Annotated in this window: 27 protein-coding genes; 15 read left to right on the top strand and 12 right to left on the bottom strand. The window is 67.2% G+C overall.

Annotated features, from left to right (window positions below; all coding sequences use genetic code 11):
- Position 1 precedes the first annotated feature (1 nt).
- Together ABZ004_RS22520 and ABZ004_RS22515 are read right to left on the bottom strand one after the other, a co-directional pair.
- Positions 2 to 526: an SRPBCC domain-containing protein gene (locus ABZ004_RS22520; RefSeq protein ID WP_355682376.1), complete on the bottom strand. Its 525-nt coding sequence runs from the start codon at positions 524 to 526 to the stop codon at positions 2 to 4.
- Positions 523 to 1,089 (bottom strand): TetR/AcrR family transcriptional regulator, encoded by a 567-nt coding sequence (locus ABZ004_RS22515; protein ID WP_355682374.1) that lies wholly within the window; start codon positions 1,087 to 1,089, stop codon positions 523 to 525. The genes ABZ004_RS22520 and ABZ004_RS22515 overlap by 4 nt, the downstream gene beginning before the upstream one ends.
- A 172-nt stretch (positions 1,090 to 1,261) precedes the next feature.
- Between ABZ004_RS22515 and ABZ004_RS22510 the strand changes: the two genes are divergently transcribed.
- The 4 genes from ABZ004_RS22510 (at position 1,262) to ABZ004_RS22495 (ending at position 5,506) form a co-directional block, all read left to right on the top strand.
- The gene (locus tag ABZ004_RS22510; RefSeq protein ID WP_355682373.1) at positions 1,262 to 2,143 is read left to right on the top strand and encodes an SGNH/GDSL hydrolase family protein; all 882 of its coding nucleotides are present in this window, start codon (positions 1,262 to 1,264) and stop codon (positions 2,141 to 2,143) included.
- Between the two features lie 31 nt (positions 2,144 to 2,174).
- Positions 2,175 to 3,086, top strand: a complete 912-nt coding sequence (locus tag ABZ004_RS22505) for a phosphotransferase (protein WP_355682371.1) — start codon at positions 2,175 to 2,177, stop codon at positions 3,084 to 3,086.
- A 259-nt stretch (positions 3,087 to 3,345) separates the two neighbouring features.
- The gene (gene rpsA / locus ABZ004_RS22500) at positions 3,346 to 4,824 is read left to right on the top strand and encodes a 30S ribosomal protein S1 (protein WP_355682369.1); all 1,479 of its coding nucleotides are present in this window, start codon (positions 3,346 to 3,348) and stop codon (positions 4,822 to 4,824) included.
- A gap of 130 nt (positions 4,825 to 4,954) precedes the next feature.
- Entirely contained in the window at positions 4,955 to 5,506 is a 552-nt protein-coding gene (locus tag ABZ004_RS22495; RefSeq protein WP_355682367.1) for an isochorismatase family protein, read from the top strand.
- Here the strand turns inward: ABZ004_RS22495 and ABZ004_RS22490 are convergent.
- The 6 genes from ABZ004_RS22490 to ABZ004_RS22465 all read right to left on the bottom strand — a co-directional run bounded on the left by ABZ004_RS22490 (position 5,499) and on the right by ABZ004_RS22465 (position 9,283).
- Positions 5,499 to 6,080, bottom strand: coding sequence for a DUF664 domain-containing protein (locus ABZ004_RS22490; RefSeq protein ID WP_355682365.1), 582 nt, complete (start codon positions 6,078 to 6,080; stop codon positions 5,499 to 5,501). The two genes, ABZ004_RS22495 and ABZ004_RS22490, sit on opposite strands and share 8 nt — an antisense overlap.
- Before the next feature lie 52 nt (positions 6,081 to 6,132).
- Complete coding sequence (locus tag ABZ004_RS22485; RefSeq protein WP_355682363.1) at positions 6,133 to 6,846, bottom strand: SDR family oxidoreductase; 714 nt, start codon at positions 6,844 to 6,846, stop codon at positions 6,133 to 6,135.
- A gap of 1 nt (position 6,847) precedes the next feature.
- Positions 6,848 to 7,291 (bottom strand): SRPBCC domain-containing protein, encoded by a 444-nt coding sequence (locus ABZ004_RS22480; RefSeq protein WP_355682362.1) that lies wholly within the window; start codon positions 7,289 to 7,291, stop codon positions 6,848 to 6,850.
- Positions 7,292 to 7,316: 25 nt separating this feature from the next.
- Positions 7,317 to 7,655, bottom strand: coding sequence for a metalloregulator ArsR/SmtB family transcription factor (locus ABZ004_RS22475; protein ID WP_355682360.1), 339 nt, complete (start codon positions 7,653 to 7,655; stop codon positions 7,317 to 7,319).
- Complete coding sequence (locus ABZ004_RS22470; protein WP_355682358.1) at positions 7,652 to 8,113, bottom strand: SRPBCC domain-containing protein; 462 nt, start codon at positions 8,111 to 8,113, stop codon at positions 7,652 to 7,654. The genes ABZ004_RS22475 and ABZ004_RS22470 overlap by 4 nt, the downstream gene beginning before the upstream one ends.
- 84 nt (positions 8,114 to 8,197) lie before the next feature.
- Positions 8,198 to 9,283, bottom strand: coding sequence for a crosslink repair DNA glycosylase YcaQ family protein (locus tag ABZ004_RS22465; protein ID WP_355682357.1), 1,086 nt, complete (start codon positions 9,281 to 9,283; stop codon positions 8,198 to 8,200).
- A gap of 97 nt (positions 9,284 to 9,380) precedes the next feature.
- Between ABZ004_RS22465 and ABZ004_RS22460 the strand changes: the two genes are divergently transcribed.
- The 8 genes from ABZ004_RS22460 (at position 9,381) to uvrB (ending at position 18,372) form a co-directional block, all read left to right on the top strand.
- On the top strand, positions 9,381 to 10,718 hold the full coding sequence (locus ABZ004_RS22460; protein ID WP_355682356.1) for an NAD(P)/FAD-dependent oxidoreductase: 1,338 nt from the start codon (positions 9,381 to 9,383) through the stop codon (positions 10,716 to 10,718).
- Positions 10,715 to 11,137 carry a DUF4440 domain-containing protein gene (locus ABZ004_RS22455; protein WP_355682355.1) on the top strand — a complete coding sequence of 141 codons (423 nt, stop codon included), beginning with the start codon at positions 10,715 to 10,717 and terminating at the stop codon, positions 11,135 to 11,137. Before ABZ004_RS22460 ends, ABZ004_RS22455 begins: the two co-directional genes overlap by 4 nt.
- A gap of 9 nt (positions 11,138 to 11,146) precedes the next feature.
- Positions 11,147 to 11,752 carry a dephospho-CoA kinase gene (coaE, locus tag ABZ004_RS22450; RefSeq protein WP_355682353.1) on the top strand — a complete coding sequence of 202 codons (606 nt, stop codon included), beginning with the start codon at positions 11,147 to 11,149 and terminating at the stop codon, positions 11,750 to 11,752.
- A gap of 110 nt (positions 11,753 to 11,862) precedes the next feature.
- Positions 11,863 to 13,074 (top strand): PrsW family glutamic-type intramembrane protease, encoded by a 1,212-nt coding sequence (locus ABZ004_RS22445; protein ID WP_355682351.1) that lies wholly within the window; start codon positions 11,863 to 11,865, stop codon positions 13,072 to 13,074.
- The gene (locus ABZ004_RS22440; protein WP_355682349.1) at positions 13,071 to 14,129 is read left to right on the top strand and encodes a hypothetical protein; all 1,059 of its coding nucleotides are present in this window, start codon (positions 13,071 to 13,073) and stop codon (positions 14,127 to 14,129) included. Before ABZ004_RS22445 ends, ABZ004_RS22440 begins: the two co-directional genes overlap by 4 nt.
- A 506-nt stretch (positions 14,130 to 14,635) precedes the next feature.
- Positions 14,636 to 15,232: a hypothetical protein gene (locus ABZ004_RS22435; RefSeq protein WP_355682347.1), complete on the top strand. Its 597-nt coding sequence runs from the start codon at positions 14,636 to 14,638 to the stop codon at positions 15,230 to 15,232.
- Between the two features lie 43 nt (positions 15,233 to 15,275).
- Positions 15,276 to 16,187 (top strand): hypothetical protein, encoded by a 912-nt coding sequence (locus ABZ004_RS22430; protein ID WP_355682346.1) that lies wholly within the window; start codon positions 15,276 to 15,278, stop codon positions 16,185 to 16,187.
- Positions 16,188 to 16,266: 79 nt separating this feature from the next.
- The gene (gene uvrB / locus ABZ004_RS22425) at positions 16,267 to 18,372 is read left to right on the top strand and encodes an excinuclease ABC subunit UvrB (RefSeq protein ID WP_355682344.1); all 2,106 of its coding nucleotides are present in this window, start codon (positions 16,267 to 16,269) and stop codon (positions 18,370 to 18,372) included.
- Between the two features lie 55 nt (positions 18,373 to 18,427).
- On the opposite strand, the gene ABZ004_RS22420 is transcribed toward uvrB, so the two are convergent.
- The gene (locus ABZ004_RS22420) at positions 18,428 to 20,320 is read right to left on the bottom strand and encodes a galactose oxidase early set domain-containing protein (RefSeq protein ID WP_355682342.1); all 1,893 of its coding nucleotides are present in this window, start codon (positions 20,318 to 20,320) and stop codon (positions 18,428 to 18,430) included.
- Between the two features lie 186 nt (positions 20,321 to 20,506).
- Here ABZ004_RS22420 and ABZ004_RS22415 point away from each other — a divergent pair, with 186 nt between their 5' ends.
- The 3 genes from ABZ004_RS22415 to ABZ004_RS22405 all read left to right on the top strand — a co-directional run bounded on the left by ABZ004_RS22415 (position 20,507) and on the right by ABZ004_RS22405 (position 22,967).
- Positions 20,507 to 20,860: an MmcQ/YjbR family DNA-binding protein gene (locus ABZ004_RS22415; protein WP_355682340.1), complete on the top strand. Its 354-nt coding sequence runs from the start codon at positions 20,507 to 20,509 to the stop codon at positions 20,858 to 20,860.
- A gap of 65 nt (positions 20,861 to 20,925) precedes the next feature.
- Complete coding sequence (locus tag ABZ004_RS22410; protein ID WP_355682338.1) at positions 20,926 to 21,663, top strand: SDR family oxidoreductase; 738 nt, start codon at positions 20,926 to 20,928, stop codon at positions 21,661 to 21,663.
- Positions 21,664 to 21,941: 278 nt separating this feature from the next.
- A complete protein-coding gene (locus tag ABZ004_RS22405) occupies positions 21,942 to 22,967 on the top strand; it encodes a TerC family protein (RefSeq protein WP_355682336.1) in 1,026 nt (341 codons plus the stop codon).
- Positions 22,968 to 23,025: 58 nt separating this feature from the next.
- Here ABZ004_RS22405 and ABZ004_RS22400 read toward each other — a convergent pair whose 3' ends face one another.
- From ABZ004_RS22400 to ABZ004_RS22390, 3 genes are read right to left on the bottom strand one after another with little or no spacing between them, the layout of a single operon-like run.
- On the bottom strand, positions 23,026 to 23,892 hold the full coding sequence (locus ABZ004_RS22400) for a C40 family peptidase (RefSeq protein ID WP_355682334.1): 867 nt from the start codon (positions 23,890 to 23,892) through the stop codon (positions 23,026 to 23,028).
- Positions 23,889 to 24,956 carry a dipeptide epimerase gene (locus ABZ004_RS22395; RefSeq protein WP_355682332.1) on the bottom strand — a complete coding sequence of 356 codons (1,068 nt, stop codon included), beginning with the start codon at positions 24,954 to 24,956 and terminating at the stop codon, positions 23,889 to 23,891. Before ABZ004_RS22395 ends, ABZ004_RS22400 begins: the two co-directional genes overlap by 4 nt.
- On the bottom strand, positions 24,953 to 25,756 hold the full coding sequence (locus tag ABZ004_RS22390; RefSeq protein WP_355682330.1) for a serine hydrolase: 804 nt from the start codon (positions 25,754 to 25,756) through the stop codon (positions 24,953 to 24,955). Before ABZ004_RS22390 ends, ABZ004_RS22395 begins: the two co-directional genes overlap by 4 nt.
- Positions 25,757 to 25,859 lie beyond the last annotated feature (103 nt).

Raw genomic sequence — 25,859 nt, 5'->3', positions numbered from 1 at the left:
ATCACCCTAGTGCGGCGGCCCTGGTCGCGAGTGCCTGGTTCATGGCGGCGAACTGGGGCTTGATCTTGCCTTCGAGCCAGCCCGCCGTCATCGGTACGGCGACGCCGCGGAAGGTCTCCTGCTGGATCAATCGTGAACGGCCGCCGGGCAGCGGCTCGATCCGGAACGAGTGCTCGCCGTCGAAGATGCCGCCGAAGCCGACCTTGCCGATCCAGCGCAGTTCGCGACCGGGCTCGACGGCCAGCAGCTCGGGCGTGAAGATGGTCTCCGAGCCGCTCGAGTCGCGGAGGACGTTGGTGATCTTCGCGCCGGTCTTCAGCTCGCCGGTCGACGAGACGATGAAGGGATTCCACTCCGGATAGCTGGTGCGATCGGTGAGCACCTGCCAGACCTGGTCCGGTGATGCGTCGACCTCGGTGGTCACCCGCAGAACGGTCGGCTTGGCGATCGAGAACACGCAGTACGCGATCAGTACGACGGCGGCGGCGCCGAGTCCGATCAGAACTTTCCGCCTCCTGGACGTCATGATTTCTCCTCACCGAGGACGCTGCTGACGAGCGTCCTCGCGTAGTCGGGGGTGAGCGGCTCGCCGGTGACGAGCAGGCGGTAGTACAGCGGGCCTACGAGCTGGTCGACCAGAACGGCGGGGGCGACATGGCCGAGCACCAGGCCGGCTTCCTGGGCGTTGGCGACGACGGCCGTCACCGCCCGGTGCCGGTCGGCCCAGAGCGCGCGGACGCTCTCGCCGACCCGGGGTTCGCGGGCTGCCGCGGCGGCGAGATCCGCGATCAAGGTGGTCGGGGTGCCGGCCAGGCCCGCGGCGATCGCGGTGACGAGTCCGGTCAGATCGCGCCGCGGGTCGTCGGTCGGCTCGAACGGCACCTCCGAGCGCATCTCGGCGATCAGGGCGACGACGAGCTCGGCCTTGCTGGCCCAGCGCCGGTAGAGCGTGGTCTTCGCGACCCCGGCCCGTTCGGCGACGCGGTCGATCAACAGGCCGTCGTACCCGCCGCGCTGCAGCTCTTCGGCGGCGGCCGCCAGTACCCGTCCTTCGACGCCGGCATCCCTGGGCCTGCCGCGTGGAACCATCGCTCTCCTCCTTTTCGCTACCTCGGTGTCGTTAATGTAGCAGTACTTGCGAAACTGCGGTAGCGAAAATGTTTCCGGGGCTGAGGTCTTGCCGAAAAGATGACTTTTCTTCATGCTGCTCGAACGGACTGTTACCGATCGGTCACTTATCGTTCAACCTGAGGCGGGCAGCATGCGGAAGATCTCGCGATTCACAGCAGTGGTGAGTGCGTTGGCGTTGGTCGTCGCCGGTTCGGTGCAGGCGTCGGCCGCGCCGCCGCCGCTGGTCTACGTAGCGATGGGTGACTCGTTCGCGGCCGGGTCGCTGGTGCTGCCGCAGACCGACCTCTTCACCTGTGCGAGATCCGCGATCAACTACGCCGGCCTGATCAACCAGCAGGTCAAGCCGAAGGTGTTCCGCGACGTCACCTGCGGCAGCGCGACCACGGAGCATTTCGCGAACCCGCAGCCGGGCAACGTGTTCGGTACCGCGGCCCCGCAGTACGACGCGTTGAGCAAGGACACCACGCTCGTCACGGTCGGGATCGGCGGCAACGACATCGGGCTGATCGGCCTCGCGGTCTCCTGCGTGAACCTGCTGCCGGTCGGGACGTCCTGCAAGGCGACCCAGACGGCCGGGGGCGTGGACAGGCTGGCGCAGCAGATCGATGCGTTCGCGCCGACGTACGGCACGGTGATCGAGGAGATCCGCAAGCGGGCGCCGCAGGCGAAGATCCTGATGGTCGGCTACCCGACCGCGATCCAGCCCGGCGGCTGCTGGCCGTTCGTCCCGGTATGGGGGCAGGACGCCGACTACTTGCAGGCCTCGCTGACCCGGCTGAACCTGCGGATGAAGCAGCAGGCGGTCGCGCACGGGGCGAAGTACGTCGATCTGGCCACGCCGAGCATCGGGCACGACATGTGCCAGGGGATCACCAGCAAGTGGATCGAGGGTCTGATCCCGTCGATTGTGACGGACGGCCTGGCGCCACTGCACCCGAACGCGGCCGGCCTGGCGCACGCAGTACAGCCTGTTCTCGCTGCGGCCGGGCTTGGTGGTTCATCCAAGTCCTAGTTTGTCGGCGCGGACTGGCAGGATCGCCTAGGTGGATGGATTCGAGGCGATCGCTGCCAGTGCCGTGCCGTTGACAGGTGGCTACGGCGGTGAGACGTACGCCGTGAGCGCCGCCGGGGAGGACGCCGTACTCCGGTTGTATGTGCGCCAGCCCACCCGGGCGGCCGTGGACGTCTCGCTGATGAGATTGGTCCGCGGGCTGCTTCCGGTGCCGCGGGTGCTCGACGCGAAGCCGGAGGTGTCGGACGAGGGGCCTCCTTATGTACTGACAGAGCGGCTGCCCGGGGTGAACCTGGAGACGTATCTGGAGACCGCAGGTGAGGCGCAGCGGCAGCGGGTGGGGGAGCAGCTCGGAGAGCTCCTGGTGAAGCTGAGCGGGATGCCGTTCCTCTCGTTCGGTGAGTTCACCGGGCGGGAGCTGGTGATCTCGCCGTTCGGTTCCGGGTCCGATGGGCTGATGGAGTGGTTCGACCTGCATGTGGAGGACATGGGGCTGACGCGAGACCAGGTCGAGGCATTCCACGCCGTGATCGATGACGCGGATGAGCTCGCCGCTTCCGGGGTCGACCGGGTCTGCCTGGTGCACAGCGACTTCAATCCGAAGAATCTGCTGGTGGATCCCGGCACCGCGGAGATCACCGGGCTGATCGACTGGGAGTTCGCGCATGCGGGTTCGCCGTACACGGACCTGGGGAACCTGCTCCGGTTCTGCGACGACCCGGTGCTCGGGGAGGCGGTGCTGCGCGTCGTACGGAGTACTGGTCCTGCCCTCGGGGATCGCCTCGTGGATCGGGGGAGGGTGGCTGATCTGTGGGCGCTGATCGACCTCGCGAGCCGGCCGGCGGCGAACCCGGTGGCGGCTGCGGCGCACGCTCTGATCACCCGGATCGCCGACACGGCGGACCTGTCCGGCGGCCGGATCTGGCCGGACGTCGTACATTGAGTTCAGGTGTTCTTGAGTAGCGCGTCGGGTGACCTCGGCGGGCAGCCGGTCCGGCCGGGTGCCCCGGGTTGCCGTGCCCTGCGTCATACACGTATTCTGTGAGATGCGCTATGGGCCCGCGCGACCTCGGACGGAGCAGGCTCGTGCTCGCAGCAGTCGGTGGTGAATCTGTCCTGTTCAGGCAATCCAGCGGTTTGGTGCGATCCAACGGCCCCTGCGCACCCGTACGACACCATCAGCCCACGGAGCAACCCACCACATGACGGCCAGCATCGAGGCACCTCTCGACCCCGCAGTACGCACCACCCCGCAGGTAGCGGTCAATGACATCGGGTCGGAGGAAGACTTCCTCGCGGCGATCGATCTGACCATCAAGTACTTCAACGACGGCGACATCGTTGAGGGCACCATCGTCAAGGTCGACCGGGACGAGGTTCTCCTCGACATCGGTTACAAGACCGAAGGCGTGATCCCCTCCCGCGAGCTGTCGATCAAGCACGACGTCGACCCGAACGAGGTCGTCAAGGTCGGCGACCACGTCGAGGCCCTGGTTCTCCAGAAGGAGGACAAGGAAGGCCGCCTGATCCTCTCGAAGAAGCGCGCCCAGTACGAGAAGGCCTGGGGCACGATCGAGAAGATCAAGGAAGAGGACGGCGTCGTCACCGGTACCGTCATCGAGGTCGTCAAGGGTGGACTCATCCTGGACATCGGCCTGCGTGGCTTCCTGCCGGCGTCGCTGGTCGAGATGCGCCGGGTCCGCGACCTCCAGCCGTACGTCGGCCAGGAGATCGAGGCCAAGATCATCGAGCTCGACAAGAACCGCAACAACGTGGTTCTGTCGCGCCGGGCGTGGCTGGAGCAGACGCAGTCCGAGGTGCGGATGAACTTCCTCACCCAGCTGCAGAAGGGCCAGATCCGCAAGGGTGTCGTCTCCTCGATCGTCAACTTCGGTGCGTTCGTGGACCTCGGCGGCGTCGACGGTCTGGTGCACGTCTCCGAGCTGTCCTGGAAGCACATCGACCACCCGACCGAGGTGGTCGAGGTCGGCCAGGAGGTCACCGTCGAGGTGCTGGACGTCGACATGGACCGCGAGCGCGTCTCGCTGTCGCTGAAGGCGACCCAGGAAGACCCGTGGCAGCAGTTCGCCCGGACCCACCAGATGGGCCAGATCGTGCCCGGCAAGGTCACCAAGCTGGTGCCGTTCGGTGCGTTCGTCCGCGTCGAGGAGGGCATCGAGGGTCTGGTGCACATCTCCGAGCTGGCCGAGCGTCACGTCGAGATCCCGGAGCAGGTCGTTCAGGTGAACGACGACGTGATGGTCAAGATCATCGACATCGACCTCGAGCGTCGCCGGATCTCGCTGTCGCTGAAGCAGGCCAACGAGGGCGTCGACCCGGTCTCGGACGACTTCGACCCCACGTTGTACGGCATGGCGGCGACGTACGACGACCAGGGCAACTACGTCTACCCGGACGGCTTCGACCCGGAGACGGGCGAGTGGCTCGAGGGCTTCGACAAGCAGCGTGAGGAGTGGGAGCGGCAGTACGCCGAGGCCCACGCGCGCTGGGAGGCCCACAAGAAGCAGATCGAGGACGCCAGTAAGGCGGACGTCGAGGCCGGCGAGGCCTCCACGTACTCGTCCGCGGCGGCCCCGAAGGACGACGCTCCCGTCGAGGGCGCGCTCGCATCCGACGAGGCACTGCAGGCGCTTCGCGAGAAGCTGACCGGCCAGGGCTGAGTAGCTCCGTAGCAACAGTCGAGACCCCCGCACCCTTCCTGGGTGCGGGGGTCTCGCCGTCTGTGCGGGAATTGTCGGTGCGGTGTTCTAGCCTGGCCGGGTTCTCAGAGGGCGACTGTGGGAGGGCGTTGTGACGACGTTGGAGAACCGGCCCAAGGCCGGGGTGCTGGTGATCGATGTGCAGAACGGAGTGGTCTCCGGGGCGCACGAGCGGGACGCGGTGATCGGCAACATCAACAAGCTGGTGGACAAGGCGCGCGGCGAGGGCGTCGACGTCGTCTGGATCCAGCACAACAGCGACGAGCTGAAGACGGGCAGCGACGCCTGGCAGTACGTGCCGGAGCTGGTACGCCGCGACGCGGAACCGCTGGTGCAGAAGGAGTACGGCGACTCGTTCGAGGAGACCGAGCTCGAGGCCGTGCTGGCCGAGCGCGGCATCGGGCGGCTGTTCGTCTCCGGTGCGCAGACCGATGCCTGCATCCGGTCGACGCTGCACGGAGCCATCGCGCGCGGCTACGACGCGATGCTGGTCGCCGATGCGCACACGACCGAGGACCTCTCGGAGTACGGCGCACCGACGCCGGACAAGGTGATCGCGCACACCAACCTCTACTGGGAGTATCACCGCGCCCCGGGCCGGACCGGGGGCACGGTGATCACCGACGAGGTCGACTTCAGCTGAGGCCGGGCAGCCGGTAGCTGCCGGAGGTGGAGTGCCAGCCCGCGGGCGGGTCTTCACCGGTGCGGCCGTCGACGGCTTCGCGGAGCAGGTCCGCGTGGCCGGTGTGGCGGCCGTACTCCTCGATCAGGTCGCAGACGAGCCGGCGGAGATTGGCCTTCCGATCTCCCCAGCTTGCGTGGATCGCCTGGTCGAGTCCACCGTCGGCGAGGGCCGCGGCCAGCCGGGTGCGACTTCGCTCGACCGCGTTATCCCAGAAGTCGTAGAGCTGCTCCGGGCTGTCATCGGCGGCAGTGGCGAACTCCCAGTCGTTGCTGCCGTCCCACCCGAGGCTCTCCCACGGCTCACCGATCGGCCGGCCCGCCAGCTTGACGGTGAACATGTTGTCCTCGTTGGCGGCCATATGCTTCAGCAACCCGCCGAGCGTCAAGCTGGAGGCGCCGACCTTCGCCGACAGCCCGGCCGCGTCCAGACCGTCGGCCTTCCACCGGAAGGTAGTGCGCAGCCGCTCGAGCGCGCCGAGAAGTGCCTCGACCTCGTTCCCTGCCAGCGGCGGTTCCCACGGATATTCGTTCATGGCACCACCGTAGAACCCGTTCCGGACGATCTGCTTCCGGAATTCAAGAACCTTACGGTAGTTGCTGCAGGCCACTACCTGTCAGCACGTACGCCGGGGAGATGTCAGCCGCGCCGGTCAGCTCGACCAACTCGCTTCCGGCCAGCTCCGGGGTGACGGGTGGGCCGACCTGCTGAAGGAACTCCTCGAGGGTCTGCCCGGCGCGAGCGGCATAAGCCCGTACTGCGGGTTGCCCGACACCGGTCTCCGGCGCGAACCGGGGAAGGATCGCGGTGAACGTGATCTCCAGGCCAGCTCGCGAAGCCTCGTCCTGGGCGTAGGACGTGATGAACCGCTGGGTCGCCTTCGCACCGGCGTACCCGCCGCTGAGCGGTGATCCGGCGAGTGCGGCGCCGCTGCTGACCACGATCACCTTGCTGCCGGGACGCAGCGGTTTGAGCAGGATCTCGCGGAGCCAGCCGAACGTGACCCGGACATCGGTCTCCCAGTTGACCGAGAACGTCTCCCAGGTCTGCTCCTGCAACGGACGCATGTGCGGGCTCGCACCGGCGACGAGAACGACCACATCCGGCTCGTACCGGTCGAGCAGACGGGCCGGCACCGTCGCGTCACCGGCATTCGCGAGCTCGGACTTGACGGAGCCAGGGAAGTCGGCGGGCGTACGGGAAACGGCGACTACCGAGTCGCCGGCTGCCGCGAAGGCCAGCGCGATCCCGTGGCCGAGACCGCGGCTCGCGCCGACGACGATCGTGGTCCGGACCGGCATCTCAGCGCCAGTCGCTGACGCGCAGCTCGTGCGGAGCCGGGGAGCCGGAACCGGTCTCGACCAGCTCCTTCAGGCTGAGCAGGAAGGTCGCCCACTTGGTGCTGCAGTGGTACATGAACTCGACCGGCTCCTTCCAGCCGAGGTGCTCGAACAGGATGACGGTGTAGTCACCGTTCTGCTTGAGGTTCCAGTTGACCGTCGTACCGATCCACTCCTCGGGTCCGTCGACGACCTCCCAGCGGACGAGTTCGCCGGGCACGAGGTCGAGCACCAACATGGTGAAGCCGCCGTTCTCGAACCGGAAGTCGATCACGTCACCGAGGCCGGTCTTGCCGGTGGTGTCCGTGGTCCACCAGGCGGCGAGACCGTCGATCGTGGTGAGCGCCTGGTAGACCCCGTCCGGGGTGCTGGTCCTGGTGGCGACGCGGTGCAGGATGTCTGACATTTCAGTGCCTCTCTCGACGATGGGTTCACTGCTCTTGACTGCGCTGGATCGCCTCAGCGATCCGTTTGATGCGCCGCAGCCGGGCGTCCCACATAGCCCCGACTGTGGACAGCTGTGCCACAGCGCGAGCGAGTTGGGCGTCATCGACGCGGTAGCGCATCTCCCGGCCGGCCGGAGTGACGTGGACCAGACCGACCCGGTCCAGTACGCCGAGGTGTTTGGCGACCGCCTGCCGTGTCACCGGCAGTTGCTCGCTGAGGCTGGTCGCGGTTCCTTCGCCGGCTGCCAGCAGCAGGTCGAGCATCCGGCGCCGGGTCGGGTCGCCGATCGCGGACCAGAGGTCGTCGTCGATCGCGGTGCTCATCGCCGTGCGGCCAACTGTGCGGCGTACGCGGCGAGCCGGGGGACGAAGAGGTCCCAGCCCTCGCCGTGTTCGCGGTACATCTGCTCGAGGACGGCGACCTCCCAGCCCTTCTCGCGGAAGCCCGATTCGGTCAGCCGCAGCGTCGTGCCCTTGCCGGTAGGGACGAGGTCGACCGTCACCAGCAGCGAGTTGCCCTGCTGCCCGGCCTCGTCGTAGACCCAGCGGAAGGAGAACTTCCGCGGCGGGTCCGCTTCGACCACCGTGAAGGGCTCGACATGCGACCGGGGCTCCTCGACGCTGCCCCAGGCGAGCTCACCGACGGCGCCCGGGGTCGCGGACTTCAGTTCCGCCTCGTCGGCCCACCACTCCTGGATGTGCTCCGGGCTGCTGACCACCTCGTAGACGATCTCCGGCGTGGCGTCGATGTGGATCTCGCGCTCGAGAGTTCCGAACTCCATGATCTTCCCGCTTTCTGCAACGTTTGGTTGCAGATAACGTAGACCACGGCGGGCGGGCTGCGCAACCATTGGTTGCGCGGAGGGTCAGGACAGGTCGATCTTGTCCAGCTTCAGCCAGCCGGCCAGGTCGTCGAGTTCGGCGCGGACGCCCTTGGTGATCGCCCGGGTGAACTTGACGTCCTGGTGGATCGCGTTGACCCGGAGGACGGAGGCCTTCTTGTCGGCGATCACGTCGACCTTGCCGACCAGTTGATCGCCGTGCAGGATCGGCAGCGCGAAGTATCCCCAGCGGCGTTTGGCAGCCGGCTTGTACATCTCCAGCGTGTACTCGAAGTCGAACAGCTCCACTGCGCGGACCCGGTTGTGGATCAGCCGGTCGAACGGCGACAGCAACGCTGTCCGGCCCTCGAAGTCGCCGACCTCCAAGGCGGCCGGATCGACCCGCCACACGCCCTTGGTGCCCTCGACCTCGGCCGGTTCACCGGCGTCCCCGACGATCGCGGGCTCGACCGGCACCGCGGTGCCCTTCGCCCGCGCGATGCCGAGCGACCGGAGCCGTCGTTCGTTCTTGATCCGATGAGCCTCGGCGGCGGCCGGGACGACGGCATCCGCCGGGTAGATGTGCTCGGCCAGGTGCCAGAGCCGTTCCCGCCCGATCCGGCCGGCGATCGCGACCTGGCCGCGCATCATCAGGGACTCGAGCATCTGGGTGACGTTCTGGTTGTTGGTCCAGCCGGTCGACTTCCACGGCACCCGGCAGGTGTCCGGGATGTCCCGCGACGTCACCGGCCCGCGCTCGCCGAGGATTGCCAGGATGTCGCGCTGGAAGGGCTCGTTCACCCGCAGCCACTCCCGCCGGGCCTCCCACTCCGGCCAGTCGGCGGCGCCTGCGAGATACAGCCCGATGTCGGACATCGGCCTGATCAGCGCATCGAGCTCGAACAGGCTCCGGTCGACCTCCACCGCCTGCTTCAACTGCGCAGGCTCGTACGCCGGACCGAGGCGGCTCCAGCACACCAGGTCGGCGCTCGGCGCGACCGCCGAGGTCGGATCGAGCTGCAGCAACGTCAGCTGCTCGACCATCGTCACCAGCTCATCAGGCCGTGCAGCGTCCAGCAATTGCGCCCGCACGGCGATCCGCCGCGCCTGCTCCCGAGTCAATCTCAGCATGGGCAGGACACTAGTGTCGGCCGGGGACAATTCGGTGATCTGGTACGACTGTTGTCAGTGCGTCGCCGGGCGCGCGGTGGGAAGAGAGGGCCTGCAGATGAGTGACTACGACGTCATCGTGGTCGGTGGCGGTTCACCGGGCGAGCACTGCGCCGGGGAGCTGGTCGACCGCGGACTGCGCGTCGCGCTGGTCGAGCGTGAGTTGGTCGGAGGCGAATGCTCGTACTACGCGTGCATCCCCTCCAAGACGCTGCTGCGCCCCGGCGAGGCCGTGAACCAGGCGCGCGAGGCGGAGACCACCGCCGAGATCGATCCCGCGAAGGCGCTGGCCTGGCGCGACTTCATGGTCTCGGACTACTCCGATGCGGGCCAGGAGCAATGGCTCGCGAGCAAGGGCATCGACCTGCTCCGCGGGAGCGGCAAACTCGCCGGCACCGGGGTGGTCGAGGTTGCCGGCAAGCAGTACACGGCCGACAACGTCGTACTGGCCACGGGTTCGGAACCGGTCATTCCGCCGATCCCGGGGCTGCAGGGGCTCGAAGGCGTGTGGACCAACCGCGAGATGACGGCGATGAAGGCTGTCCCGCGGCGCCTGATCGTGCTCGGTGGCGGCCCGGTCGGCGTGGAGATGGCCCAGGCCGTACGCCGGCTCGGCGGTGAAGTTGCCCTGATCAACAACGGCGATCACGTCCTGGCGAGGGAACCAGCTGCCTTGGGCGAGGCGCTCGGTGAGGTGCTTCGGCGCGACGGGATCGAACTGGTGCTCGGCATCCGGGCGACCGCGGTGCGGCGTGAGGGGGAGGACTTCGTCGTGACGCTGGCCGACGATCGTGAGCTGCGGGGCGATCGGTTGCTCGTGGCAACGGGCCGGCGGCCGCGGGTGGACGGGATCGGTCTGGAAACCGTTGGCGTCGAGGCCGACGCGCACGGCGTACCGACGGATGAGTATCTGCAGGTTTCCGAGCGGCTGTGGGCGGTTGGTGATGTGACCGGCATCAAGCTGCTGACGCATGTGGGGAAGTACCAGGGCGACGTCCTGGCGGCGAATCTTGCGGGGGAGAAGCGGAAGGCCAACTACGAGGCTGTGCCGAACGTGGTCTACACGGATCCGCAGGCGGCTTCGGTGGGTGTGGCCGAGGATCGGTTCAGTGCGACCACTGCGGTGAAGGATGTCGCGAAGACTGCTACCTATACGCGGGCCTATGCGGAACACAATGGCTTCCTCACGCTGGTGAGCGACGGTGAGCGGCTGACGGGTGCGTACGCGTTCGGTCCGGAGGCCGGGGAATGGTTGCAGCAGGCAACACTCGCCATCCGCGCCCATGTGCCGGTCGATGTGGTGGCCGACACCATCCAGCCGTTCCCGACCTTCTCCGAGATTTACGTTCCCACCCTCAAGACACTGCGCCAGCAAATCGCCGGGCAGAAGTCTTGAGCGACGACGAGGCGGCGATCGAGGACGTCGTACGGGCCTTCTTCTCTGCGTTCGTCTCCGGGCCGGAGTGCATCGAGCGGCTGGCGGCGTTGCGCGAGTTGTTCGTGCCGGGGGCGCTGGTGGTCCGGACTTGTGGGATGGAACCGGCGATTTACAGCGTCGACGAGTTCATCGCGCCACGGCAGGAGTTGCTGATGAGCGGCAAGCTGGTGGACTTCAAGGAGTGGGCCGAGGACGGGCGGATCGATCTGTTCGGCGATATCGCGCACTGGTTCGGCGGCTATGCGAAGGACGGGCTGCAGGACGGTACGCCGTACGCGGGCCGTGGGATGAAGTCGATCCAGTTCATCCGTACGCCGGAAGGCTGGCGAATCACCGCGGCGGCCTGGGACGACGAGCGACCTGGGGTGTCCCGCTAAAGTGCTGGCGTGCTGAGAGTCGGACTTACCGGGGGTATCGGGACAGGGAAGAGCGCTGTGTCGCGCCTGCTGGGCGGGCGCGGCGCGGTGGTGATCGACTCGGACGTGCTGGCGCGCGAAGCTGTTGCGCGCGGCACCGACGGGCTCGCCGCCGTGGTCGAGGAATTCGGCGACGTGCTGACGCCGGAGGGCGATCTGGATCGGCCGGCGGTCGGGCGGATCGTGTTCGGGGACGAGGATGCCCGGCGGAAGCTGGAAGCGATCATCCATCCTCGGGTCCGCGCCAGAGCCGCCGCGATCGAGGCCGCGGCGCCGGCTGGGGCGGTCGTCGTGCACGACATCCCGTTACTGGTCGAGACCGGTCAGGCGGACAGCTTCGATCTGGTCCTGGTGGTCGATGTCGAGCCCGACCTGCAGTTGCGGCGGCTGACCGAGCTGCGGGGGATGACTGCCGAGGAAGCGAAACAGCGGATCGCTAGTCAGGCGAGCCGGGCGGACCGGCTGGCGGCGGCCGACGTGGTGGTCGACAACTCGGGCAGCCTGGACGATCTGGAGCGCCGGGTCGGCGAGATCTGGGCGGAACTGACCGCTCGCGCGGCGGAGAAGCAGCACTAGGACGGCCACGGAACGGACACGAAAGGGTGACCCTTGCGCGGGAAATGATGAAAGCGGGCCGACCTGTACAAGAATCTTGCGGTCCGTAAGTCCTAGGTTGGGAGGATGGCGTGGAGTGTCCGCGCTGTAGCTCTGCCGTTCCTGAGGTCTCGCATTTCTGCCATCACTGTGGCAACGATCTGCAGTCCCAGGACGCCGGGCGCAAGAAGGCGTACGCCGCGAGACCGGACGAACCGGTCGCGTCGTTCAAGCTGGTCTCGACGATCATGCCGCAGGGAGCCGGCCGGCAGCCGTACACGTACAAGGTCGCGCTCGGCGTCTCGCTGCTGCTGACCGTCGTACTGGCCGCGCTGGGAGCCTTGCCGGTCGCCATCATGGTGGCCGCCTTCGCCATCCCGATCGTCTACATCCTCTACCTGTACGACGTGAACCTCTGGGAGGACGAGCCGATCCCGGTCGTCGCCGCGGCGTTCGTGCTGACCGGCATACTGGCGGCGGTCTTCACTTGGTTGTGGTCGGACAAGCTCGGCTTGTCGGCGAACACGATCGGCTCCAGCGACGCCGGACCGGCCGGTCGCGACCTGCTGATCCTGATGCTGCTGGTCCCGGTCGTCTCAGAACTGATCCGGCAGGTCGGCCCGCTCTACCTGGCCTCGCGGCCCCGGTACGACGACCTGATGGACGGCTTCACCTTCGGCGTGGTGGCCGGTGTCGGCTACGCCTGCTTCGAGACCCTCGTTCTGCACTGGAGCTGGATCAGTGGTGGGTTCGCTGGTCCCGGGAGCAGTGCTGGGACGTGGATCTCCATCGTTGTTCTGCAAGGTTTCTTGAAGCCGCTGATCTATGGGTCGGCTACAGGGTTGGCGGCTGCGGAGTTCTCTGGGCTGGGTGAGAAGTACGACGGCTTCACTCCGCGCTGGGTGGCTGGACTGGCTCAGGCGATGGTGGTCAACGCTCTGTTCCAGGGTGGCGTCTACCTGCTCGGCTTCGTCGGTGGGCACGGCTCCACGATCGGTGCCATCCTCGGTGTCGTCTGGGGCCTGGTGCTGCTCGGCGGGTTGATCATTCTGGTCCGCACTGTGCTGCACAAGGGTCTGCTGGAAGCAGCACTCGAGTCGGCGGCCCGGGGCGGCTCCAACCACGCTTCTGGCGAGCTGGCGTTCTGCTCTCGGTGTGAGATGCCGCTGCTTCCGCACTCCGACTTCTGCTCGGCCTGTGGCAACTCGGTGCGTTCGGTGCCGAAGTCAGAGCGTGGAGTGGCTGTGCAAGGGAGTGGACCGGCAGCGGGCTTCGAAGGATCGACTGGGGAGACGCAGGCATGAGCAACCAGCAACCGCCTTACGGTCAGTCCGGTCAGCCGGGACAGCCTGGTCAGCCGGGGCAACCGCCGTACGGAGGGCAGCCCGGCTACGGGCAACCGCCGTACCAGGGGCAGCCGCCGCAGGGTCGTCCGCCGCAGGGGCCACCTCCGCAGCAACCGCCGTACCAGGGACAGCAGCCGCCGTACCAGGGCCAGCAGCCGCCGTACCAGGGTCAACCTCCGCAGCAGCCGCCGTACCAAGGGCAGCCGTCGCAGCAGCCGCCGTACCAGCAGGGGCCGCCGCAGCAGTACCAGGGGCAGCCTTATCCCGGGCAGCAGCCGGGCTACCCGCCGCAGCAGCAGTACCCTGGCCAGCAGTTCCCCGGGCAGCAGCAGTGGGGTCCTGGTCCGGGTCAGCAGTTCGGCGCGCGTCGTGGCGGTCAGAGCAGCAAGAAGATCCTGCTGCTCGCCGGTGGCGGTCTGGCCGCGGTCGCGGTGATCGGTGTCGTGCTGGCGCTGGTGTTCGGCGGCGGTGACGACAACAAGGTCCAGCCGGACCCGACGCCGACCCAGCCGACCGGCAAGCCGACCGATCAGCCGACGAACGTCGACGAAGGGATCGAGGTCGGCGAAGGCGTCTTCGTCAAGCCGCGGACCGGGTACGTCCGCAAGACCATCTCCGGCTACAAGGGCGTCTACCTGCTCAAGCAGAGCGAGGCGTACTTCATGGTCGAGGCGTTCAAGGGCGGCCCGAACGACGACACCGATACGCTGCTGCCCCAGTTGATGGAGGCGGAGAAGAAGGGCGTCACGTCGAGCACCTTCAAGCCGAACGATCCCAAGGTGACCAAGCCGGGGCCGGACGACAAGACCGACATCAAGGTGATCACCACCCAGAGCTACCAGGCCGTGTCGAGCAGCCAGAACGGCAGCACGCCGGTGATCGGGTACGTCGCCGTCATCGAGCGCAACGACGGCGTGATCACGATCGTCAAGGTGTACGGCCGCAAGGACAAACAGGCCTCCATCGAGCCGGACTCGACCGCGATGCTGCAGTCGGTTCTCAAGAGCGAGTGAAGAACAAGCGCGACAAGGGCCCGGACAACCCGTGGATCCGCAAGCCCGCCAAACCCGAGAAGGCAGCCCCACCCCCGGAGCCGCCCCCCTCACCTTGGTCCCTCGAAGTCCCACCCACAACAAACCCACCCGGCACTGCCGGCGCCAGCTCTCCCACAACCGGTACGCCGGGCGCTGGTGCTGCCGGATCGGGAGAGCCGTCCGGGTGGGGCCGGAAGCCTGGTGCGGCGAGCAGCTCCGCCGGCGGACCGGGCACGACCGGCACGACGCCCTGGGGTGCCTCGAGTTCCTCGACCACCCCAGGCACTGCCGGCGCCGGGTCGCCCGACGCCGGTGCGCCGGGGGCTGGTGCTGGCGGAGTGGTGAAGCCCTCTGGGTGGGGGCGGAAGACTGGTGGTGCGGGCGGCTCCGCCGGCGCACCGGGTGGTTCGGGGGGGGGCGACAAAGGTGGGGCGCCTTCGGTGGGGGCGTTGGGGGCGGTCAAGAAGGGGCCTAATGTTCCGCCTTTGTTGATTCCCGTGGTGGCGGGGATTGCGGTGGTGGCGTTGGTGGCGGTGGCGTTGATCGTGGTGACCCGTGGTGACGACACCGCTGGTCCGCAGCCGACGCCGTCGAGCCCGGGCACGGTGACCACGCCACCGACCTCGTCGTACACGCCGCCGGCCAACGCGCTGCCGGTCGCGTTCGGCGTCTCCGTCGTGCCGGTAGCCGGCTGGAAGGTGCTGGTGCGGGAGACGGAGGGCAAGCAACTCGTCACGTACGCGCCGAACGGCGAGCCGCGGGCGTTCTTCTGGATCCGGCAGAAGCAGAATGTCACGGCGAAGAACTACATGCTGGCGATCGTGGAGGGGGAGACCCAGGGCGAGATCGCCCAGCTGGGGAACCCACGGAACCTGGTCTGCCCGGGCAGCGTCTTGGAGGAGTGCATCGCGATCAGCTACACGTCGACCTCCAAGGGCGTGAAGGTCCAGGGCTGGGTGGAGGCCTACCGCCGCAAGGACGGGGTCACCACCGCGATCGACTTCCGGACCCGGGTCGACTACGCCGCGAAGGCCGAGGCCGACGCCGCGACGATGAAGACCTCGGTCGTCGACAGCATCTGAGATCCGCTCCTATCCCGCCCGTTCAGAGACCGCGAGAGATCACATGAGTCAGCAGTACGGACCGCCTCAGGGACAGCCCGGACCGCAGTACCCGCAGCAGAACCCGGGCACACCGCAGTACCCAAGCGCACCGCCGTACCAGGGCGCGCCGCAGTACGGCGGACAGCCGCAGACCGGCGGGGGAATGCCCCCGACCGGCGCGGGGATGCCGCCGACTGCACCGCCGCCGCAGAGCGGCTGGGGGCCTGCGCCGGGGCAGCGGCCGCGCAAGTCCGGCCGGAGCCAGTGGATCGTGGTGGGCGGCGGCGTGCTGGCCGCCGCACTGATTGCCGCCGGCTTCATCGTCATGGTCACCGGCGGCAAGAAGGACCCGGCGCCGGCGTCGGCGCCGGTCGCCACGGACACGCGGACGCCTGACCCGGTCGGGACCCTCTACACGCCACCCACGCCCGCGCCCACCGAGCCGGTGATCACGAAGGGCCCGTACGACAAGGGTGTGTCGATCGGTGGTGGAGTCTGGTTCACGCCGGCGAAGGGGTGGATCAAGGATCCGGACAAGGGACGGTCCGGGGTCAGCTACCTGCTGCCCGAGCCAGGGCGGCCAGGTGCGATCGACGGATACTTCTGGGTGCGGCAGACGAAACTGATGGGCGCGAAGGCGTTCGCGGACCACCTGGTCGACGTCGAGTCGAACAACCTCCAGCACGTCGTGATCGGCAAGGGCAGCTACCGCAAGTGCACGAACAAGGCGCTGAAGCTGTGTTACGCCACCAACTACTCCGCGGTGGTGCCGGTCAAGGGCAAGCCTTCGGTGGTGTTCTCGGGGTTCATCCAGTCCTTCGAGGACCACAACGGGCAGACCACGGCGACCGACGCGGCGCTGCAGCGTGAGGTCTGGGCGAGGCACAAGCAGGAGGTCCTGAACATGAACGGGTCGCTCGTCAAGAGCTTCTGACAGGCTCCGTCGGGTGGCTGGGCGTTCGCTCAGGGTGGATTTTCGGAAACTGTCGGCGCGGGGTCGTACGGTTGGTGGCATGAGACAGGTCACCGATCTCCAGCGTATGGTCGCGCCCCTCAAGGTCGTGTCCGATTTCGACCCTGCGGGCGACCAGCCGGCCGCGATCGCCGAGTTGGAGCGCAGGATCAACGCCGGCGAGCAGGACGTGGTGCTGCTGGGCGCCACCGGTACCGGCAAGACCGCGACGATGGCGTGGCTGGCGGAGAAGATCCAGCGCCCGATGCTGATCCTGCAGCCGAACAAGACGCTGGCGGCCCAGTTCGCCACCGAGCTGCGGCACTTCTTCCCCGACAACGCCGTCGAGTACTTCGTCTCGTACTACGACTACTACCAGCCCGAGGCGTATGTCCCGCAGACGGACACCTATATCGAGAAGGACTCCTCGATCAACGAGGAGGTCGAGCGGCTCCGGCACTCCGCGACCTGGTCCCTGTTGACCCGGCGCGACGTGATCGTGGTCGCGACCGTGTCGTGCATCTACGGCCTGGGTTCGGCCGATGAGTACCTGAACCGGATGATCCACGTGAAGGTCGGCGACGAGATGGATCGCGACGGCCTGCTGCGGAAGCTGGTCGGCGTTCAGTACGCGCGCAACGACCTGGCCGGCACCCGCGGCACGTTCCGAGTCCGGGGCGACACACTCGAGGTCTTCCCGGTGTACCAGGAGCTGGCCGTCCGGGTGGAGTTCTTCGGCGACGAGATCGAGCGGGTGATGACGCTGCACCCGCTGACCGGCGAGGTGCTGAGCGAGGAGAACGAGCTCTACATCGGTGCGGCGACGCACTACGTGACCGCGCCCGAGAAGATGGAGCGCGCGATCACGAGCATCGAGGCCGAGCTGGAGGAGCGGCTGGCCGAGCTGGAGCGCGGCGGGCAGCTGCTGGAGGCACAGCGGTTGCGGATGCGTACGACGTACGACATCGAGATGATGCGCCAGATCGGGACCTGCTCCGGGATCGAGAACTACTCGCGGCACACCGACGGACGGGAGCCGGGCACGGCACCGCACTGTCTGCTCGACTACTTCCCCGAGGACTTCCTGCTGGTCATCGACGAGTCGCACGTGACCGTGCCACAGATCGGCGGGATGTATGAGGGCGATATGTCCCGCAAGCGGACGCTGGTCGAGCACGGGTTCCGGCTGCCGTCGGCGATGGACAACCGGCCGCTGCGCTGGGAGGAGTTCCTCGAGCGGATCGGCCAGACGGTCTACCTGTCCGCGACCCCGGGGCAGTATGAGCAGGACAAGTCCGACGGGTTCGTCGAGCAGATCATCCGGCCGACCGGCCTGATCGACCCCGAGGTGATCGTCAAGCCGACCAAGGGCCAGATCGACGACCTGATCCACGAGATCCGGATCCGGACCGAGCGCAACGAGCGGGTCCTGGTCACCACGCTGACCAAGAAGATGTCCGAGGACCTGACCGACTACCTGCTGGAGATGGGGATCCGGACCAGGTATCTGCACAGCGAGGTCGACACGCTGCGCCGGGTCGAGCTGCTCCGCGAACTACGGATGGGCGAGTACGACGTACTGGTAGGCATCAACCTGCTGCGGGAAGGTCTCGACCTGCCCGAGGTGTCGCTGGTCGCGATCCTCGATGCGGACAAGGAAGGGTTCCTCCGGTCGGGCCGGTCGTTGATCCAGACCATCGGCCGTGCGGCGCGAAATGTCTCGGGCGCGGTGTTCATGTACGCCGACAAGATCACTCCGTCGATGGAGATGGCGATCGACGAGACCAACCGGCGGCGGGCGAAACAGGTCGCGTACAACACCGAGCATGGTGTCGACCCGCAGCCGCTGCGGAAGAAGATCGCCGATATCACCGACATGCTCGCTCGCGAGGATGCGGACACGGCCGAGCTGCTCGGCTCCGGTCGCAACCAGAGCCGCGGCAAGGCGCCGACACCCGGTGGGCTCAAGGGCAAGGTGGGGGAGAAGGCGAAGGAGCTGGCCGGCGGCATGCCGTCGTCCGACCTGGCCGACCTGATCCAGCAACTCACCGACCAGATGCACAACGCCGCCGCCGAGCTTCAGTTCGAGGTCGCCGCCCGCTACCGCGACGAGATCTCCGAACTGAAGAAGGAACTCCGCCAAATGGTCAACGCCGGCGCCAAGTAAGCACCAGCACCACCACCAACCCCGTCGCCAAGCGCTGCGGGGTTGGTGGTTCGGGCTAGCAGCAGCCGGTTCCGCAACTACAACAGCAGGAAGCGGAAGCAGCCGGTGCTCTTCCTGCTGCCGATGCAACTGCGGCTGACGTAACGACGGTCGGTGCACCTGCGGTGGGTGTGGAGCCTCCGGCAGTTGCTGTGGTGTTTTCGATGATGCGGACTATCAGGGACTTCGAGGGGATGTTGCGCCAGTCGCGCAGGGACAGCATGTACAGGCCGGGCGGGAGGATGCCTCTGTTTGCCTCGATCTTCAGGGTCTTCGTGCCCCAGACGGTCGTGGCGACAACCGGTACGTCGACCGAACGCTGGTTCGGGTCCGACGAATGCGTCATCGAGGTGAGCCGTTGCAAGCTGGCGCCGTCCACTGTCGCCGGTCCGCTGAAGGTCACCGTGTAGCTGGCGCCGAGCTTCATGGTCGGCGCGACACTGGTGATCGTCGGACGGGTGACTCCGGCCTGCATGTACCACGGCTTGTAGACCTCGAGCCGCGACTCGACCGAAACCTCGCTGGCGGTGGTGCCCATGGTGACGACGGATCCGTCGAGCAGCAGCATGCAGGAGCTGTGGTACATCCGCGGCACGGTCGGACTTGCGACCTGCTGCCAGGCCGTGGCGCCGACGGGTAGCCGGGCGGCGCGTAGTACGGGCTTGGTGTTGTGATCGGCGCCTCCGGCAACGAACGCGGACTTGTCGGGAAGGATGGTCGCGCAACTGTGCATCGCGGCGAACCCGACGTACGGGCCGGTGGCGAACTTCATCGACGCGGCGTTCATGTCGACCGTCTGGGTGGTTCCGGTCAGGCCGGTCGGGCAGCCGCCGCCGATCACCATGAACTTCTGGGACTGCGCCGGGTAGAGCAACAGGTTGCTCGCCTGGTCGCGGCAGTCGGGGTAGACGAGACCGGGGATCGGATACCAGGCGTTGTTGGTCCAGTTCCAGCAACCGGGTGCGGCGCCGGCCTTGCCGCCCATGTTGGTGCCGGAGTAGCAGAGGGTCCCGTTCTTCCTGAGCACCATTCCGGCGTACAGAGGGAAGATCCGGGTGCCGGGGAGTTTGCTCCACACGCCCGTGAGGGGGTTGAAGGTCTCGTTGGTGGAGGTGACTTTGCCGGCCGCGTCGAGACCGCTGACGACGATCGGGTTGCCGACGGCGTTGACCGGTCCGTTCGGATACCAGCGGGCGACGTTCATCAAGCCCGTGGAGGTGAACGTCTCGGTGGTGTCGTCGAACGCGTAGGTCTGGCGGATTCCGGTGTAGTACTGCGAGGCGTCGGCGTAGTGACCGGTGCCGCCGAAGAACAACACCCGGCCGTCGGGGAGATGCGAGTGGCCGGAGCAGAACAGGTCGATACCGGCCGGCATCGGGATCTCGTGCGGACAGGTCGCGGGAGTGGTCGGATCCCACAGCCAGGTCTTGAAGACCTTCTGATCGAAGTTCGCCCTGCTGTACCCCGATCCGGCCGTCATCAGGACCTTGCCGGATTTCGTCAGGCTCGCGTGGATCGGGTTGATTTTGTAACCGTCGACGGTGCAGTTGCTGACGACTGACCAGGATCCAACCTCTGCGGGTGTCGCCGCCGCGGCCTGCTTCGGCGCGAGCACCGGCTGCTTCTCCGCGGCGGTGTAGACGTGATCGGGTGAGTAGGCGCCGTTCGGATCGGTCAGCATCCGGCTGATGCAGGCACCGAGTTGCTCGGCCGGCACCGTGTTGCAGGTGACGCCGTGCGCCGCCGGTGCCACGGCCGCGGCTGCCGCCGGAGCTTTGAGTCCGGGGAGGTTCGACTGCACGGAATTGGCTGTCGATGCGTTGAGCATCGGGATGAAGAGAGCAGAAACCGCAGTGAGGGCGATCGCCCACCTGGTTTTGCGCGCGCGAAAGCCACTTCTGGTGTGCATGTGGAGCCCCCAAGTTGAAACCGCACCGAGAGTTCGGTTACCACGCACGATGCGGCGGGCCTAGCAAAAGTTGCGTTACCGTGCCGGGAGGAGCTGGACCGGGAGGGGAGCGGAGATGCTGGATCACCTGGCGTTGCAGTGCGATGACCTGGCGGCGAGTAAGGAGTTCTGAGAGGGAGTAGCGGGATGCGGATGACCGGGGCGGAGTTGCTGGAGTACTGCTTGGGGAAGCCGGGGGCTTGGCAGGATGAGCCGTGGGAAGGGGATGTGGTCGCGAAGGTTGGCGACAAGATCTTTGCTTTCCTCGGCGGTGGGGACGCGGTCGGCGTGAAGTGCGGGAACAACCGCGAGGAGGCCGACGAGTTGGTCGACACCTACCCGGACGATGTGGTGAAGAGCGCCTACATCGGGCGATCGGGGTGGAACACGGTCAAGCTCGGCGGCGCGGTACCGGATGACGAGTTGCTCGAGTTGGTCGATACGTCGTACGAGACGATCGTCGCGAAGCTGCCGAAGAGCCGCCGGCCTGCCCGAACGTGAGCAGTTTGGCGGTCGCGGGCGGCGAGTCGAGGCGGCCGGGCTGACCCCGCCAATAGCCTCGGGGGATGACTGAGCTGTGGGGGAAGAAGGCGCTCGTGACCGGAGCCACGTCGGGGATCGGGCGAGCCGTCGCGCGGAGTTTCGCGGCGGCCGGGGCCGAGGTCGTGGTGACCGGCCGGCGGGCCGAGCAAGGGGCGCAGACCGTTGCCTTGATCACCGATGCCGGCGGCCGAGCGACGTACCTGCAGGCTGATCTCGGTGAGCTGGCTGAGGTCGACCGCCTCGCGCAGGCGGTCGGCGACATCGACATCCTGATCAACAACGCCGGGTTCTATCCGATGGTGCCGACGACGGCCGTCACCCCGGACGAGTTCCAGCGCATCTACGACGTGAACCTGCGCAGCGCGTACTTCCTGACCGCCACCATCGCACCGCGGATGGCCGCGACCGGCGGTGGAACGATCGTCAACACCTCCTCGATCGGCGCCAAGATCGGGATGCCGGTCGCTGCCGCCTACAGCGGGACCAAGGCGGCGCTGGAGTCGATGACCCGGTCGTGGGCGGTGGAGTTCGGGCCGTCCGGCGTACGGGTCAACGCGGTCTGCCTGGGCGCGGTCCGCACCGACACGCTGCTGTCGATCGTGCCCGAGGAAGTGCTGCAGGCGACCAGCGCGCAAGGCCCGCTGGGACGGGTCGGTACGCCGGAGGAGGTTGCCGAGGTGGTGTTGTTCCTCGCCTCCCCGCGGTCGAGCTTCGTCACCGGCGCGGTGCTCGTCGCCGACGGCGGATACAGCGTCCCCTAGCCCGGCTGGGGTGAACAGACGATCACCGCGAAGCCGCAACCGTCTGTGACTATTCCCGGATCGGCTTGTGACGATTTCGACAGGCGGACACGGTGTCCTGGATTTGGAGTCCGGGACGGCCACCCGTCACACTGTGGGGGAAGAAGGGGAGTATTCCTTCGCGGCGGCATCGTCATCACGGCCGTGGGTTCACGCTCACGCCCGGTGCCCCGGTCGGCCAGGTGGCGGGCGGAAGAGACCTTCGGAGTCCGATTTCGTCTGCGCTCCGGAGGTTTCCTGTGCACGTCGCTGACTACGTTTGGTACATCACGGTCGGGGTGCTGCTCGCCCTGCTGGCCTTCGACGTCTTCGTCATCGGCCGTCGCCCGCACGAGCCTTCGACGAAGGAATCGGCCCGGGCGATCGTCTTCTACGTCTCGCTCGCGGTGGTCTTCGGCCTCGGCGTCTGGTTCTTCTCCGGCGGTGAGTACGCGGGCGAGTTCTTCGCCGGCTGGCTGACGGAGTACAGCCTCAGTGTGGACAACCTGTTCATCTTCCTGATCATCATGGCCAGGTTCCAGGTGCCCAGGAAGTACCAGCAGACCGCGTTGCTGGTCGGCATCATCCTGGCGCTGTTCTTCCGTGGCATCTTCATCGCCGTCGGCGCGGCCGCGATCAACGAGTTCTCCTGGGTCTTCTACCTGTTCGGTGCGTTCCTGGTCTACACCGCGATCCACCTGGCCAAGCAGGGTGAGAACGACGACGAGGACTACAAGGAGAACGCGGTCATCCGGTTCGCGAAGAAGCGGCTGAACGCCACCGACGAGTACAACGGCGTCAAGCTGACGGTCGTCAAGAACGGCAAGCGCCTGGTCACCCCGATGACGATCGTGATCATCGCGCTCGGTACGACGGACCTGCTGTTCGCGCTCGACTCGATCCCGGCGATCTACGGACTCACCCAGGAGCCCTTCCTGGTCTTCGCCGCGAACGTCTTCGCCCTGATGGGTCTGCGCCAGCTGTACTTCCTGCTCGGCGATCTGCTCCGCCGGCTCGTCTACCTGTCCCTCGGCCTCTCGGTCGTGCTCGCCTTCATCGGCGTCAAACTGGTCCTGCACGCGATGCACGAGAACGAACTCCCGTTCATCAACGACGGCCACCACATCACCTGGGCCCCCGAGATCCCGATCTGGTTCTCCCTCGGCTTCATCATCGTCACCCTGGGCATCACCACCATCCTCAGCCTGCACAAATCCCGCACCACCGCCACGGCCGAGGTCGAAGCCCCTTCCGCCCCAGAGCAAGCCGACACCAACAAACCCTGACCAGCCACCGCCCGCAGTACGAACGCCCCGACCTCAACGGTCGGGGCGTTCGGCGGTTCTAGAGGCGGGCGGTGGCGACGAGGGTTTCCCGGCGATCGGGGAGGAGGGGTTCGTTTTCCAGGCGTTTGCCGGTTTCGGAGGCGTGGAGCATGCCTTCGGGGGAGACGAACCCGACGTGGTGGACGGACTTGCCGGGGCGGCCGAAGAAGTAGAGGTCGCCGGGGCGGGCTTCGTCGATGGGGATCGAGGTGAGGGTGTCCGCCTGGTCGTGGGCGTCGCGGGGGATGCGTTGGCCGACGACGCGGCTCACTGTATGCACCAGTCCCGAGCAGTCGAGCCCGTACGTCGAAGTGCCGCCCCAGAGGTACTCGAGTCCCAGGAACTGCGACCCCAGCCGCAAACGCTCCTCAGGAGTCGTCGGTGCCTCGACCGAGCGAAGTGCCGACGAGGCGACCCAGCCGGACTCGCCATCGGGCAGCGCGACCCGGGTGAACCCGTCCACGTGCTCCAAGGACGCCAGCACTGTCGCGAACGACAGCTCCACCACAGGCGCCGACCGAGGCTCCCGGGACAACGACACCGACGGTACGGCGACCGCAACCGGATCGGAGGCGCTCGACGGCAACTCACCGAGGTGACTGGAAGGAACCCAGCCCGGATACCCGAGCTCGTCGGCCGACGACGGCTGCCACGGCGCAAGGATCTCGGACCAGCCATCGCGTTCGGAGCGGATCAGCACCGGCTCGCCCAGCAGCAACTGGGTCAGCGTCCGCCCGTGCAGGCCGAGGCGTGTCTCGGTATCCATCGACTTCGCCCACCCGGCGACATCCGGGGATGCGGCGATCGCGGGAGCATCAATCTCACGTGGCGCATCAGGCGAGGTCCACACCGTGCTGACCGGAACCCGAGCTGCAACTAACTTCATGCTTTCAAGCCTTCCACGCCGAGCCCAATACCAGTAGGCAAGTGGATCGTCGAACCTTCATAGCGAATCCCGCCTGTCACAGGAGACTCCTTCAGCCACCAGGCCGCGTCCAGATCATTCACGGCACTAGTGGGATAGGCAGCTACCAGCGCCGCGGCTGCTCCGACCCCGACGTGGCTCTCCATCATCGACCCGACGATCGAACCCAGCCCATGCTCCCGGGCGAGTTCGAGCAGCGTCCGGGCCGGCCCGAGACCACCACACTTGGCCAGTTTCACATTCACCAGATCGGCCGCTCCCCAACGAATCACGGCAACCAGGTCGCGTACGCCGTACACGGACTCGTCCGCGAGGATCGGCGTACTGACCCGGTCGGTGACCCACGCCATTCCGGCGAGGTCAGCCGCGACGACGGGTTGCTCGACCAGCTCGATCGCACAGCCTGCGTCCTCCATCGCCCGGATCGCGTTCACCGCATCCCGCCGCGACCACCCCTGATTGGCATCCAGCCGCAACCGCGGCTCCGGTCCGATCGCCTCCCGGACCCGCCGAACCCTTTCGAAATCAGCCGCCGCGTCGCCGGTCCCGACCTTGACCTTCAGTACGTCGAACCCGTCGGCGACCCGTGCCTTCCCGGCAGTCACCAAAGCCGACGCGTCCCCAGCGGACAACGTCACATCGGTCCGCACCGACGAAACCGTCGACCCCAGGAAGCCGTGCAGCGTCTGCCCGCGACGACGCGCCGCCAGATCATGCAGCGCGACATCGACCGCGGCCTTCGCCCCGAAGTTCCCCATCGCAGCACCTTGCACCCGGCGAAGCGCCTCGGTCAGATCGTCCGGCGAGAGATCGTGCAAGGCAGCCGAGATCGGCCCTTCGACACAAGCCTGCGCACCGGCGAGCGACTCGCCGGTCACTTTCCAGACCTGCGGCGCCTCACCCCAGCCGGTCTCCGAACCGTCGCTCACCGACACCAGCAACGAGTCCGCGTGCGTCGCAGTACGCAACGCAGTCACGAAAGGGGTGTGCAGCGGCGCCGACACCAGGTGGGTGGAAATCTTCATCGAACAGTCTCCAGGTCGTGCCGGTGGTCCCAGGCCTCCGCGGCGACGGCCGCGATCAGCTTCTGTGCCTCAGTGTCGGGCAGATCGGATGTCGTGCACATGGCGAGCACGAAAGGCTCGGCGTCGTCAGGCCGGACGATCCCGCCGTCGTGCCGGATCCGGGTGTCCCACCCGTTCTTGTGCTCGACTCGCGTCCCCGCCGGTATGCCGGCCGGGATCTCCCCGTTCCACTGGTTCGCCGCGAGCAGGTCGCGGACGTACTGATTTGGACCGTTGCCGACAGCAACCAGTACCGCGGCCAGATCCGCTGGGCTCATCTCATTGCTGATCCCCGCCCGCTGGGCAGCGACATCGTCGATCCCGCGCCGGATCGCGCTCCGCCCGGACCCGAGCGTTGCGAGTACGGCGTTCGCCGCGTCGATCCCGACCAGCTCGAGCACCAGATCGGTCGCCAGGTTGCTCGACACCGTGATCATCTCGGTCGCCAGCCAGCCGAGCGAGACCTCTGAGCCCAGGTGAGTCCAGGTCGCCGGCGCTTCGTCCTCGGCCGGATTCACCCCGAACCGCCCCCCGGCCGCTGACGCGAAGTCGTTGTGTACGGTCACCGGCTGATCCAGCGACAGCTCGCCGGCCTCGACCTTGCGCATCATCGCCATCGCGACCGGCAGCTTCATCGTGCTCGCGGAGTAATGCGTCCGCTCCGCTTCGTGGTCGAAGACCGGTATGCCGTCCAGCCGGCCCAGCCAGACCCCGAACTCACCGCTCCCGGCGACGCCGTCGAGCAGCTCCGCGATTCCCATGGTCGTAACCTTTCCACATTCCCTCCCCCTTGATGGTTACCTTTCCACAAGGTGGCCGGGCCGAACCCACCAGGTCAGCGTCGCGGAGTTCGCCCCGCCGACC

The sequence above is a fragment of the Kribbella sp. NPDC006257 genome, assembly GCF_040613535.1.
Lineage (GTDB): Bacteria > Actinomycetota > Actinomycetes > Propionibacteriales > Kribbellaceae > Kribbella.
This window is presented reverse-complemented; position numbering and strand designations above follow the sequence as displayed.